The organism is Candidatus Methylomirabilota bacterium (genome assembly GCA_035260325.1).
Classification (GTDB): domain Bacteria; phylum Methylomirabilota; class Methylomirabilia; order Rokubacteriales; family CSP1-6; genus AR19.
In genome coordinates this window covers 1-12,650 of sequence record DATFVL010000188.1, presented here as the reverse complement: position 1 = coordinate 12,650, position 12,650 = coordinate 1, and the positions used below count along the sequence as shown (strand labels likewise).

The following is a 12,650-nucleotide window of genomic DNA, read 5'->3' as shown; positions in this document are numbered from 1 at the left end:
GTCCACGATGAGCGGGATCCCGCCCTCGAGCACGCTGGCCCCTCTCAGTCCCAGCAGGCGGAGGTTGGCGCCGCCCTGGCCGACGAGATCCTGGAACACCTTGGTGGGGCGCCGGTAGAGGACCGCCGAGTACGCCTTGTCCCTTGCCACCTCGATGCTGCCGAGCTGCGTGCCATCCATGCGCTCGAGCATGACGAGGTGACCACCCGAATCGAGGACGGCGATGGCCATGCTCCAGTGGTTCTTCCTCGCCTCGGCCTCCGCGCCCGCCACGACCTTCTTCGCGTGCTCGAGGTTGATCGGGGCGCCGTAGGCGATCTGCGGCGGGGGCGGCGCCACCGGCTGCTGGGCACCGACGGGGACGAACGCGAACACCAGCACCGTCACGACGGCTAGCGACAGAAGCTTCGTCATCCTCACGGGGTTCCCTCCTACTGGGAGCGGACGTTGAAGGAACGACCGCCGATGAACCTGGCGGCCCTGGGGCGTCTCGATCCGCGAGGATGTGTCCAAAGAGGAGTTGTGTCAAGCAGCCTTCGCATGGTTACGGGTGCTCGCAACCACTCGCCGGCAAACAGGTCCTTTGGAGTTTTGCTTCGAGATCCGAAGCTGAAACCCGTGTTCGAGTCCGGTTGGCCCGACCACGGTACGGCTCAGCGGCCGCTACGCGCTCGGCTCCGAGCCCACCACGCCGACGAACGACACGCACTCGCCCGGCGCGCCGCCGAGGTTGTGCGTGAGGGCGAGCTTCCGGCCGCGCGCGACCGAGGCGATCTGGCGCTTGCCGGCCTCGCCGCGGAGCTGGAGCCACGCCTCGAAGAGCATCCGGAGCCCCGAGGCGCCGATCGGGTGGCCGAAGGACTTGAGGCCGCCGTCGGGGTTCACGGCGAGCTCGCCCTCGAGGTCGAAGGTGCCGGCGAGGACCTCCTTCCACGCGGTACCGCGCGCGGCGAAGCCGAGGTCCTCCATCAGCACGAGCTCGGTCGGCGTGAAGCAGTCGTGGACCTCGGCCATCGCGAGCTCCTGCCGCGGGTCCTTGATCCCGGCCTGGGCGTACGCGTCGACGGCGGACGCGACCACCTCGGGGAACGTCGTGTAGTCGTAGTCCGGGTCCATCGGCCCGGCGGCGGGGCCCGCGATGAACGAGAGCGCCTTCACGTAGAGCGGCTTGTCGGTGTAGCGCCGGGCGTCCTCGGCGCGGACGATGATCGCCGCGGCCGAGCCGTCGCTGACGCCAGAGCAGTCGAAGATGCCGAGCGGCCCGGCGACGAGCGGCGAGCAGGCGATCGTGTCCTTCGATACTTCCTTCCTGAACTGGGCGCGCGGGTTCAGCGCGCCGTTCTTGTGGTTCTTCCACGCGATCCGCGTCATGACGTCCTTCAGCGTCGGGTCGTCCACGCCGTACTTCTTGCCGTAGGCGGGCGCCAGCAGGCTGAACGAGGCGGGCGCCGTGAGCCCGGCCTTGGTCCCGTCGCCGGGCGCGGCGATGCCCGGCAGGCCCGAGATGCCGCTGTCCTTCAGCTTCTCGACACCGATCGCCATCGCGAGGTCGTACGCGCCCGAGGCCACCGCGTAGCACGCGTTGCGGAACGCCTCAGAGCCGGTCGCGCAGTAGTTCTCGAGCCGGCTCACGGGCTTGTAGTCGATCTTGAGGGGCCGCGAGAGCGTGAGCCCGGACTGGCCTGAGTAGAGCGTGCCGAGCCAGAACGCGTCCACGTCGCGGAGCTCGACCCCCGCCGACGCGAGCGCTTCCTTCGTCGCGTCCACGAGCAGGTCGTTGACGCCCTTGTCCCAGTGCTCGCCGAACGGGGTGCAGCCCATGCCGACGATCGCCACGCGGTCGCGGATGCCGTTGCTCGCCATCGGGTCGTCTCCTCTCGATCGTTCAGGCCACGGTGCCTGACCTTATCGTACTACGCCCGCGCCGTGACGACGTGCGCCTGGATCGGCCACACGAGCGTCTCACCGCTCACGTACCGTGCGAGCGCCGTCCGCACATCCGCCACCAGCGCGGCCCGCGCGCTCTCCGGCGCGCCGGCCACGAAGGGCGCCAGCGGGGTCGCGGCCGCCTGGACGAGCGGGAACTCGTCCACCGACGGGAAGCGGACATCTTCGACCGCCGCCCGGACGGCGACCTCGCGGAAGCCGGCGGCGACCGCCAGCGCGCGTAGCTCCTCGGGGTCGGCGAGGGCGAACGGCGCCCGCATGATCGCCGCGGTCTCGGGGCCGATGTGCCGCTCGAGCGCGTCCGCGAGCGCCCGGTGCCCGGGGCTCCACTCGAGCGACCGCCAGACGCTGAGCGCGAGCCGGCCGCCCGGCACGAGCACGCGGCGCATCTCGCGGAGCGCGGCCGGCCGGTCCGGGAAGAACTGGAGCCCCTGCTGGCAGAGCACCGCGTCGAACGCGGCGTCCGGCAGCGGGAGCTCTGTGGCGCTCCCCTCGCGCCACTCGATCGCGGGCGCGCGCGAGCGCGCGACCTCCAGCATCCCGGCGTTCAGGTCGAGGCCGACGACCTTCCCCCCGGCGCCGACGCGCTTGGCGGCCAGGCGCGTCACCACACCGGTGCCGCAGGCCACGTCGAGCACGCGCTCGCCGGGACGGAGCGCCGCGGTCTCGACGAGGCTCCGCGCCCACGGCATGAACAGCGCCGGGACGATGTGGCGCTCGTAGGCGTCCGGCGCGTTGCCGGCGAGCTGCCACCGCTCTTGCGCGCTCATGCGCCACTCGCGCGCCGGGGCCGCGCCTTCCAGAAGTAGTTGTGCACGCCGTCGGCGGTGAAGAGCCGCCGGAACGTCATCTCCACCCGGTCGCCGATCTTCACGGCCGCCGGGTCCACGTCGGTCAGCTCGCACTGGAAGCGCCCGCCACCCTCGAAGTCGATGACCGCCGCGACGACCGGCGGCGAGAGCGAGTACGCGAGCCGGTCCACCGTGAAGGTCGCGATCGTCGCGGGGACGTCGGCCAGACGCTCGGGCGTCATGCGGTCGATCGCGTGGCACTTCACGCACACGCGCTGGGGTGGCAGGTGGCGCGCGCCGCACGCCTGGCACCGGCTCCCGGTGAACGCGAACTTCCAGTCCCCGGCCCGGCGCGAGGGCGGCGCCGCGGGCGGCTCGGGGTCGGGCCGGCGCGGCGGCTCGCGCGGAAGGAAGCCGCGCCAGGTCAGGAAGCTCGGGTAGCTCACCTGACCGCCGCCGGCGAGCTGGGCCGCGACCTTCGCTCGCGGCCGGCGCGCCGGCAAGGCCGCCGTCGCGCGCCAGATGGTGACGTCGCACCCGTCGGCGAGCGACACGACCGCGATCAGCTGATCGGGGGCGGCCGTGTCGAGGACGCTCGCGAGGAGGAGCCCCGCGTGGGCGGTCCCCGTGTTGCCGATGACGGCCGAGAGGTCGTCCACCACCGTCCCCTTCGCCGCGCCGACCGACGCCGTGAGCCGCCGGTTCGCCCGCCCGTGCGGGCCCGCGATGATCCAGTGGCCGATCGCCGGCGCGGTGACGCCGGCGTGCTTGAGGGCGTCGGTCACCGCGGCGTCGCCGAGCGGCACGTAGGCGTGCTCGCCGAACCGCTCCTCCCACTGGTGGGACGCGTTCTCGCCGGGCACGCGCCAGCGCTCGAGGAACTCCGCCGTCGCCGAGGCGTGGGCGACGGGCTCGGCGAGCACGGGGAGCTCGCGCGAGTCGTCGGCGCAGAGGAGCGCCGCGGCGGCGTCGCCGCCCTCGCGCTCGTCGCCGCCGCCCGGAAGCCCCGTGCGGACGTCGGAGAGCGCGACGAGCGTGACACCCCCGCCCTGGAGCGCCGCCCGCAGGGCGCCGGCGCCCGAGCGCACGGCGCTCGCCATGTCGCAGGCGAGCGCGCCCGCGTCGAGGCCGAGCGCCGCGTGGATCGCCGTCGCGTTCGTCTTGTCGAGGTACGCGGGGACCGAGGTCGCGAAGTAGAGCGCGTCGGGCCGCGCCCCGGGCGCCGCGCGCAGAGCGGCGCGCGCCGCCTCGACAGCGAGCGAGGTCGTGTCCTCGTCGTACGCGGCGACCGCGCGCGTGCCCGAGCCGGCGGGCGTGCCCAGCGATCCCGCGATCGCCTTGCGCTCGAGGCGGAAGTAGGGAACGTACACGCCGTAGGCGACGAGCCCGCGCATGGCGCGACGATTCTACCAGCGCTGCGGGCGTCGCATGTATGCTTTCCCGTATGCCTGGCCGCGAGTGGAGCCACGCGATCGCGCTCGCCGCCTTCGTCGGCTCCTACGCGGGGCTCGGCCTCGGCCGGGTCCCCGGCTTCCGCGTGGACCGCACGGGCGTCGCGATCATCGGCGCCGCGGCCATGGTCGTCTCGGGCGCGCTCGGCTGGGACGAGGCGGTCGCGGCGGTGGACGCGCACACCCTCGTGCTGCTCTTCGGCATGATGATCGTCACGGCGTACCTGCGCCTCTCCGGGTTCTTCGGCCTCGTCATGGCGTGGACGATCCGGAGCGCGCGCACGCCGCTCGCCCTGCTCGGCGCGGTCACCGGCGCCGCGGGCGTGCTCTCGGCCTTCTTCGTGAACGACGTCGTCTGTCTCGTGCTGGCGCCCCTCGTGCTGGCGGTCACTCGCCGGCTCCACCTGCCGCCCGTCCCGTACCTGATCGCTCTCGCGACCGCCGCAAACGTGGGAAGTGTCGCCACGCTGACGGGCAACCCGCAGAACATGCTGGTCGGCAGCTTCTCCGGCATCGGGTACCGGGCGTTCCTCGTCCGCGAGGCGCCGATCGCCGCCGCCGGCCTCCTGTGCGTGTTCCTCGTGGTGTGGGCGGTCTACCGGCGGCAGATCCCTTCCGTCCCCCTCGAGGCCGAGCCGGACCGGCGGCTCGCCGTCCACTACCCGATCATGCTGAAGACCGTCGCGGCCGTCTCCGTGATGCTCGCCGCGTTCCTCGCCGGCGTGCCGATCGCGATCGTCGCCCTCGCGGGCGCCGCGGTCACGCTCTTCACGCGACGGGTGAAGCCGCAGAAGGTCTACCGCGAGATCGGCTGGGAGCTGCTGGTGCTCTTCGCGGGCCTCTTCGTGATCACCGCAGGCGCCGAGCGCACCGGGCTCGTCGAGCTGCTCCTGCACTGGGCACGGGCCGCGAACCTCGACCGCCCGTGGGTCCTGACGGTGGTCACCGCCGTCCTCTCGAACCTCGTGTCCAACGTGCCGGCGCTCCTCCTGTTGAAGCCGCTCGTGCCCGCGCTCGGCGACCCGGAACGGACATGGCTCCTCCTCGCGATGGCCTCGACGCTGGCCGGCAACCTCACGATCCTCGGGAGCGTCGCGAACCTCATCGTCGTCGAGGCCGCGCGGGCCGCGCGCGTCGAGATCGGCTTCGTCGAGTACTGCAAGGTCGGGGTCCCGGTCACGCTCGTGACGCTGCTCTTCGGCTGGCTCGTGCTCGGCGTCCTGCCGGACTAGCGTTCCGTCCAGGAAGTCGTGTCAACGACTGCCGCGCTCGGGCCGCCGGTGGGCCGCCGTGCGCTGGCGGGCGCTTCACACGACTTCGAGGACGGGATACTAGCCGGGACGGCGGATCGTGATGCGGCGGGGCTCGTCGCCGACGCCCTCGATCGTCACCTCGATCGCGTCGGGCGGCAGGAGGGGCAGGAGCTTATCCGCCCACTCGACGACCGTCACGCCGCCGCCCGCGAAGAGCTCGGGCAGCCCGAGGTCCTGGAGCTCGGCGAGGCTCGCGGTGCGGTAGGCGTCCACGTGATGGACGGGCACGCGGCCCCGATACTCGTTGATGAGCACGAACGTGGGGCTCGTCGCGTGCACGGTGACGCCGAGGCCGCGCGCGAGCCCCTGGATGAAGCAGGTCTTCCCCGCGCCGAGCTCGCCGACGAGCGCGACGACGTCGCCTGGGCCGAGCGTGTGGCCGAGCCGCTCGCCGGCGGCCGCGGTGTCCTCGGGGCTCCGGCTCAGGATCTCAGCCGGCCGCGTCGGTGAGCCTCCCGAACACGGCGGGGAGCGCGTCGATCACGTCGCCCGCGACGAGCGACTCCTCGCCCATGCGCTCGGCAGCGAGGTCGCCGGCGAGGCCGTGGAGGTAGACCGCGCCCTCGAGCGCGTCGCCGGCCGCCAAGCCGCGGGCCAGGAGCGCGCCGAGCATCCCGGTGAGGACGTCGCCCGTCCCGCCGCTCGCCAGGCCCGGGTTCCCCGTCGGGTTCACGACCACGCGCCCGTCGGGATGGCCGATCACGCTCCCCGCGCCCTTCAGCACCAAGTGAACATTGTGGCGCGTGGCGAACTCGCGCGCGGCGGTGATGCGATCGCGCTGGACTTCCGCGACCGTGACGCCGAGCAGCCGCGCGAGCTCGCCCGGATGCGGGGTGAGGCAGCGTTGCGCGGGCGCGCCGCGGAGCGCGTCGAGGTGGCCGGCGAGCGCGCTCAGGGCGTCGGCGTCCACGGCCATGGGCTTGGGCAGCTCCTGGACGAGCGCGCGCGCCGCCTGGCGCGTCTCCTCGTCGAGCCCGATGCCGGGCCCGAGAGCGACCGCGTCGCGGCCCGCGGCCAGCTCGGCCACCACCTCGCGCGCCTTCAGGGCAAGCGTGCGCGCGGCCGTCTCGGGCAGGGGCTCGGTCATCGCCTCGAGCAGGAGGCTCGCGACGACCGGCTGCTGGCTCGCGGGCGTCGCGACGGTGACGAGCCCCGCGCCGCTCCGGAGCGCGGCCATCGCCGCCAAGGCCGCGGCGCCGGTCTTGCCGATCGAGCCCGCGACGATCAGGAGGTGGCCGTAGGTGCCCTTGTGGGCGTCGCGCGGTCGCCGTGGGAAATGCCGCGCGACGTCGGCGCGCTCCAGCAGGAAGGTCGTCACGCCCCTCCACGCCTCCGCCGCGGGAACGCCGATCGGCACGACCTCGACGCGACCGGCGTGCCCGGCGCCCGGCCCGAGAACCAGACCGCGCTTCACTCCCGCGAAGGTCAGCGTCACCGTCGCGCTGACCGCGGGCCCCGCGAACTCACCCCCGTCGGCGTCGATGCCCGACGGGACGTCGAGCGCGACGACGGGCCGGGCGCTCGCGTTGATCAGCTCGATCAGGCGCGCGACGAGCCCGTCGGGCGCGCCGCGCGCGCCCGTGCCGAGAAGCGCGTCCACGACGACGTCGGCGCGCGCGAGGCGCCGGGCGGCCGCGCCCTCGTCCTCCACGCGCCACGGGCGCACACCGGTCCGCTTGAGCGCGCGGAGCATCTCGCCGGCGTCGTCGCCAATCTCGCGTTCGGGAAACGCCAGCAGCACCTCCGGGCGCGCGCTCCATCTCGCGAACCAGCGCGCGACAACGAAGCCGTCGCCGCCGTTCCCACCCTTGCCGCAGACGACGACGACGCGCGCGCCGCGGCGCGGCGCGCCGAGCGTGGGGAGGAGCCGGCGAATCGCCTCGGCCGCGCCGCGTCCCGCGTTCTCCATGAGGACGGCGCCGGGGATCCCGAGCTCGCCGATCGCACGGCGGTCGAGCCGCCGCATCTCCTCGGCCGTGTAGAGGGGCAGCACGGCCCTACCGCCCGGCGGGGAGCGCCACGGCCTGGACGAGGAAGTCGGCGAGGATCGCCGTGTAGACCTCGCGCCAGTCGGCGCGCGCCGCGCGCGGGAGCTCGATGTGGAGCGCGCGCTCGGGGAAGCGGAGGATCCCGCTCGCCTTCGCTCCCGACGCGCCGTAGCGGAGCGCGTCGGCGGGCTCGATGCGGACCTCGAGCCGCGGCGCCTCGCTGTTCGTCCGGAGGTGCGCGTCACGGATCAGCTCGAGGAGCGCACGCAGCCGGAACGCGCCGTCGCGGTCCACGCCGACGGTGGCGATCTCGATCCGCCCCGCCGCGTCGCGGTTGTTGTTGCCGTGGATCTCGGCGAGGAAGCGGAGCGGGCCCTGCGCGACCTCGCGCACGCGGCGCTCGTACGCCTCGTAGACCTGGCGCGCGCCGTCCGTTGCGATTTCCTCGGTCGGCGACCGGCCGGGGACGCCCTCGGCCGGGCGGTTCACCTGGTAGCGGCGCCCCGCGCTCTCGCGCGTGACGGGCTCGAGCATGAAACCCGTCGCGATGACGACACCGAAACCGGTGCGCCGCGCGAGCTCCGCCGCGATGTCGCCGGTGCGCGGATCCGAGGTGCCGTGGGGCGCGGCGATGACGAGCCCGTGCCGGCCGGGCTGGCCGGTGATCGAGCCCGCGGCGGTCGTCGGCTCGAAGACGACCGGGTGCGGCGCACAGCCGTAGAGAATGACCGGCCCGCTCGCCACGCTAATCGCCCACGAGCATAGCCTGCGCCAGCGCATATTCCCCTTCGTGCGTGAGGGACAGCAGCACGCGGCTCCCGCCGCGCGAGCGCCCGATCTCCCGCGAGCGTCCGGAGAGCACGAGCTCCGGCGCCCGGCCGCGCTCGCGGCGCACCTCGAGCTCGCGCCAGCTCACGCCGAGCCGGAGCCCGGTGCCGAGCGCCTTCAGCGCCGCCTCCTTCGCCGCGAAGCGCGCCGCGAAGTGCGGCACCGGGTCGCGCCGCGCGCGGCAGTAGGCGATCTCCTGCTCGGTGAAGACGCGCCGGAGGAAACGGTCCTGCCAGCGCTCGATCACCTCGCGCATGCGCGGGATGTTGACCAGGTCCACGCCGATGCCGGTGATGGTCATGTCGCCGTCAGCGCCCGATCCGCCCCCGGATGATCCCCGCGAGCTCGTCGGCCATCGCGTGGATGCGCGCGGCGTCGGGCCCCTCGAGCATGACGCGCGCGAGCGGCTCGGTGCCCGAGTAGCGGACGAGGATCCGGCCGCCGCCTCCGAGCTCCCGCTCGAACGCGGCCACCCGCTCGGCGAGCCCGGCGAGCGACTCGAGCGGCGGCTTCGACGCGACGGTGACGTTCAGGAGCACCTGCGGGAACTTCGTCATGCACGCGGCGAGCGAGGCGAGCGTCTCGCCCGTCTCCGCGGCGACGCTCAGGAGCACCAGCGCCGACAGGATGCCGTCGCCGGTGGGCGCGTGGTCGAGGAAGAGGAGATGGCCCGACTGCTCGCCGCCCACGTTGGCGCCGACCTTCTGCATCTCCTCGTGCACGTAGCGGTCGCCGACCTGCGTCTTCACGACGCGGATGCCCGCGGCGCGCAGGGCCTGGTCGAGGCCGAGGTTCGCCATGACGGTGGTGACGACGACCTGGCCCTTGAGGCGGCCGCGCGCCGCGAGGTGCCGGCCGGCGATCGCGAGCGCGTAGTCGCCGTCCCGGATCTCGCCGCCCGCGTCCACGGAGATGAGCCGGTCGCCGTCGCCGTCGAAGGCGAAGCCGGCCGACGCGCCGCTCGCGCGGACCTTCTTCTGGAGCGCCTCCGGGTGGAGCGCGCCGACGCCCTTGTTGATGTTGGTCCCGTTCGGCCGCGCGCCGAGCGCTACGACGCGCGCGCCGAGCCGGCGCATCACGCGCGGCGCGACGCGGTAGGTCGCGCCATGGGCGCAGTCGAGGGCGATCGTGAGCCCGCCGAGGTCGAGCGGAAACGCCCCGCACAGGAACTCGGCGTAGTCGCTCTCCGCCCGGTCGTAGACGACCAGCTCGCCGATCCCGGCGCCGCGCGCCCGGGGCGCCGCGTCCGCCCCGGCGAGCCGCCGCTCGATCTCGTCCTCCCACGCGTCGGGGAACTTGGACCCATCGGAGGAAAAGAGCTTGATGCCGTTGTCCTCGAAGGGGTTGTGCGAGGCGCTCAGCACGATGCCGCCGTGGGCCTCGAGCCGGCGCGTGAGGAAGGCGATCGCCGGCGTCGGCAGGACGCCGACCGCGTAGCAGTCGGCGCCGGCGGAGAGGAGCCCGGCGACCAGCGCGGACTCGAGCAGGGGGCCCGAGCGTCGCGTGTCGCGCCCGATGACGAGCCGCGCGCGCTCGGCGGCGTGCTCGGCCTGCAGCGTGGCGACGAGCTGCCGGCCGACGCGGAAGGCGAGGTCGGGCGTCAGGGGCTCTTCGTTCGCGACGCCGCGGATGCCGTCCGTGCCGAAGAGACGTGTCATTGGCCGCTATTATAGGGCCCGCGCGCGGCCCGCAGGCGCTCCGCGACCCGCACGGCGTCGAGCGTCTCCGCCACGTCGTGGGTGCGGATCAGTGCGGCGCCGCCCCACACCGCGACGGCGGTCGCCGCGAGCGAGCCCGCGAGCCGGTCCTCCGTGCGCCCGCGACCGGTGAGGGCGCCGAGGAACGACTTGCGCGAGACGCCGACACAGAGCGGCCGGCCGAGCGCGCGGAGCGCCGGGAGCCCGGCGACGACGCGCGCGTCCCACGCGTCCCACGCGATCGCCTCGTCGCGGAAGAAGCCGACGCCGGGATCGAGGACGATCCGCTCCTCCGGGATCCCCGCCGCCCGCGCGCGCTCGAGCGCCTCTCCCAACAGTGACTTCACGCGCTCCACCGGATCGGTGCGGGGGGCGGGGGGGTGCCCGAGACCCGTAGCTTCTGGGGGTTGACCGAGGCGAGCGCGCGAGGTGTCGAAGCCGCGCGTTGCGGCTAGCGTGGTCGAGGGCGCCCCCCCGATCCCCCGGACCGGATCCGGTGAGCACATGAGGATGAGGCCGGCGTGGTGCTTGGCGACGAGCGCGGCGACGGCGGGATCGCGGAGGCCGGTGACGTCGTTGACGACGCGCGCGCCGGCCTCGAGGGCAGCGTACGCGGGCGCCGGACGCGCCGTGTCCGCGGAGATCGGCACCGGAACCTTGCCCGCCAGGAGCTCGACCGCCCGCGCGAGGCGGTCGCGCTCCTCGGCCTCGTCGATCTCGGTCTCCCCGTAGGGCGCCGTGGAGCGGGCACCGACGTCGATGAGCGCCGCGCCCGCCTCCGCCATCGCGAGGGCCGCGGCGACGAGGCCGGCGCCCGGGGCGTGGATCGAGCCCGCGTGGAACGACTCGGGGCTCACGTTCAGGACGCCCATGACGGCGACGGGGAACCCGTCGCCGAGGGAGAGGCCGGCGAGGCTGGCCCGCGCCACCGAGCTACGCGGGAGCGGCGGCTTCCTGGAACGGGCGGGCGCGGAGGATGCGCGCGATCTCCTCGCCGTCGAGGGACTCGCGCTCGAGCAGCGCGCGGGCGAGCGCGTGGAGCTTCTCGATGTTCTCCCCGAGGATCTGCCGGGCGCGGGCGGCGGCGTCCATCACGATGCGCTTGATCTCCGAGTCGATGAGGAGCGCGGTGGCTTCGCTGTAGTCCTTGGCCCGAGCCACCTCGCGCCCGAGGAAGATGTGCTCCTCGTTCTTGCCGAAGGTGAGCGGGCCGAGCTTGTCCGACATGCCCCACTCGCAGACCATCTTGCGCGCCATCTCGGTCGCCTTCTCGAGGTCGTCACCGGCACCCGTGGTCTGCTCCTGGAAAACGATCTCCTCGGCGCCGCGCCCGCCCAGCAGGATCGTGATCCGGTTGACCAGGTACTCCCTCGAGTAGTTGTACTTGTCGTCGAGCGGCAGCTGCTGGGTGAGTCCGAGCGCGCGGCCGCGCGGGATGATCGTCACCTTGTGCACGGGGTCGGTGCCCGGCAGGAAGTCGGCGACGAGCGTGTGGCCCGCCTCGTGGTAGGCGATAATGCGCTTCTCGGCGTCCGAGATGATCATCGAGCGCCGCTCCACACCCATCAGGACCTTGTCCTTGGCGCTCTCGAAGTCGGACATCTCAACGACCTTCTTGTTCTGCCGCGCCGCGAGGAGCGCCGCCTCGTTGACGAGGTTGGCGAGGTCGGCGCCCGAGAAGCCGGGCGTGCCGCGCGCGAGCACCTTCAGCTCGACGTTGGGCGCCAGCGGAATCCGCCGCGTGTGGACCCTCAGGATCTCCTCGCGGCCCTTCACGTCCGGCCGCGGCACGACCACCTGCCGGTCGAAGCGGCCGGGACGCAGCAGCGCGGGGTCGAGGACGTCCGGCCGGTTCGTCGCGGCGATGAGGATGACGCCCTCGTTGGTCTCGAAGCCGTCCATCTCGACGAGGAGCTGGTTCAGGGTCTGCTCACGCTCGTCGTGGCCGCCGCCGAGACCCGCGCCCCGGTGCCGCCCGACCGCGTCGATCTCGTCCATGAAGATGATGCAGGGCGCGTGCTTCTTGCCCTGCTCGAACAGGTCGCGCACCCGGGAGGCGCCGACGCCCACGAACATCTCCACGAAGTCCGAGCCCGAGATCGAGAAGAACGGCACGTTGGCCTCGCCGGCGATCGCCTTCGCGAGCAGCGTCTTGCCGGTGCCGGGCGGCCCGACGAGAAGGACGCCCTTGGGGATCTTGCCGCCGAGCTTCTGGAACTTCTGCGGGTCCTTCAGGAAATCGATGATCTCGCGCAGCTCTTCCTTGGCCTCGTCGATCCCCGCGACGTCCTGGAACGTCACCTTGTTCTGCTTGTCCGAGATGAGGCGGGCCCGCGCCTTGCCGAAGCTGAGCGCCTTGGCGCCGCCCCCCTGCATCTGGCGCATGAAGAAGACCCAGACGCCGATGAAGAGCAGCATGGGCACCCACTGCAGGAAGATCGCGTACCAGGGATTGGTGTCGGGCGGCTTCACGGCGATGCGGACGCCGCGATCCTTGAGTGTCTTCACGAGGTCCGGGTACTCGACGATGTACGTCCGCTGGGTCTGCGCCGAGTCCTTGAGCGTGTAGGACACGAGGTTGCCGCGAATGACGACCGACTCGACCCGGCCCTGGTCCAGGGCCTTGAGGAACTCG

12 protein-coding genes are annotated in these 12,650 nt (G+C 73.3%); 1 reads left to right on the top strand and 11 read right to left on the bottom strand.

The features are described from left to right. The 4 genes from VKG64_12430 to VKG64_12415 all read right to left on the bottom strand — a co-directional run. A partial coding sequence (locus VKG64_12430) for a heme-binding protein (GenBank protein HKB25846.1) occupies nt 1-414 on the bottom strand: 414 nt, incomplete at its 3' end. 249 nt (nt 415-663) lie between these two features. Next, nucleotides 664-1,863: an acetyl-CoA acetyltransferase gene (locus VKG64_12425; GenBank protein HKB25845.1), complete on the bottom strand. Its 1,200-nt coding sequence runs from the start codon at nt 1,861-1,863 to the stop codon at nt 664-666. 50 nt (nt 1,864-1,913) lie between these two features. Further along, on the bottom strand, nt 1,914-2,717 hold the full coding sequence (locus VKG64_12420) for a methyltransferase domain-containing protein (protein ID HKB25844.1): 804 nt from the start codon (nt 2,715-2,717) through the stop codon (nt 1,914-1,916). Beyond that, nucleotides 2,714-4,132 carry an OB-fold domain-containing protein gene (locus tag VKG64_12415; protein HKB25843.1) on the bottom strand — a complete coding sequence of 473 codons (1,419 nt, stop codon included), beginning with the start codon at nt 4,130-4,132 and terminating at the stop codon, nt 2,714-2,716. Before VKG64_12415 ends, VKG64_12420 begins: the two co-directional genes overlap by 4 nt. A 50-nt stretch (nt 4,133-4,182) precedes the next feature. On the opposite strand from VKG64_12415, the gene VKG64_12410 reads away from it, so the two are divergent. Next, entirely contained in the window at nt 4,183-5,421 is a 1,239-nt protein-coding gene (locus VKG64_12410; GenBank protein HKB25842.1) for an anion transporter, read from the top strand. A 99-nt stretch (nt 5,422-5,520) separates the two neighbouring features. Here VKG64_12410 and tsaE read toward each other — a convergent pair whose 3' ends face one another. The 7 genes from tsaE to ftsH all read right to left on the bottom strand — a co-directional run. Continuing rightward, complete coding sequence (gene tsaE / locus VKG64_12405; protein HKB25841.1) at nt 5,521-5,928, bottom strand: tRNA (adenosine(37)-N6)-threonylcarbamoyltransferase complex ATPase subunit type 1 TsaE; 408 nt, start codon at nt 5,926-5,928, stop codon at nt 5,521-5,523. A 4-nt stretch (nt 5,929-5,932) separates the two neighbouring features. Beyond that, entirely contained in the window at nt 5,933-7,495 is a 1,563-nt protein-coding gene (locus VKG64_12400) for an NAD(P)H-hydrate dehydratase (GenBank protein HKB25840.1), read from the bottom strand. Nucleotides 7,496-7,499: 4 nt separating this feature from the next. Further along, complete coding sequence (locus tag VKG64_12395) at nt 7,500-8,234, bottom strand: hypothetical protein (protein ID HKB25839.1); 735 nt, start codon at nt 8,232-8,234, stop codon at nt 7,500-7,502. A gap of 1 nt (nt 8,235) precedes the next feature. After that, on the bottom strand, nt 8,236-8,619 hold the full coding sequence (gene acpS, locus VKG64_12390) for a holo-ACP synthase (GenBank protein HKB25838.1): 384 nt from the start codon (nt 8,617-8,619) through the stop codon (nt 8,236-8,238). A gap of 7 nt (nt 8,620-8,626) precedes the next feature. Further along, nucleotides 8,627-9,976, bottom strand: a complete 1,350-nt coding sequence (gene glmM / locus VKG64_12385) for a phosphoglucosamine mutase (protein HKB25837.1) — start codon at nt 9,974-9,976, stop codon at nt 8,627-8,629. After that, entirely contained in the window at nt 9,973-10,944 is a 972-nt protein-coding gene (locus VKG64_12380) for a dihydropteroate synthase (GenBank protein ID HKB25836.1), read from the bottom strand. The genes glmM and VKG64_12380 overlap by 4 nt, the downstream gene beginning before the upstream one ends. A gap of 4 nt (nt 10,945-10,948) precedes the next feature. Continuing rightward, nucleotides 10,949-12,650 (bottom strand): ATP-dependent zinc metalloprotease FtsH (ftsH, locus tag VKG64_12375; protein HKB25835.1); only part of this gene is annotated, 1,702 nt, incomplete at its 5' end.

Coding starts and splice junctions, on each gene's coding strand:
- VKG64_12425 (HKB25845.1), bottom strand. CDS start 1,863: ATGGCGAGCAACGGCATCCGCGACCGCGTGGCGATCGTCGGCATGGGC.
- VKG64_12420 (HKB25844.1), bottom strand. CDS start 2,717: ATGAGCGCGCAAGAGCGGTGGCAGCTCGCCGGCAACGCGCCGGACGCC.
- VKG64_12415 (HKB25843.1), bottom strand. CDS start 4,132: ATGCGCGGGCTCGTCGCCTACGGCGTGTACGTTCCCTACTTCCGCCTC.
- VKG64_12410 (HKB25842.1), top strand. CDS start 4,183: ATGCCTGGCCGCGAGTGGAGCCACGCGATCGCGCTCGCCGCCTTCGTC.
- acpS (HKB25838.1), bottom strand. CDS start 8,619: ATGACCATCACCGGCATCGGCGTGGACCTGGTCAACATCCCGCGCATG.
- glmM (HKB25837.1), bottom strand. CDS start 9,976: ATGACACGTCTCTTCGGCACGGACGGCATCCGCGGCGTCGCGAACGAA.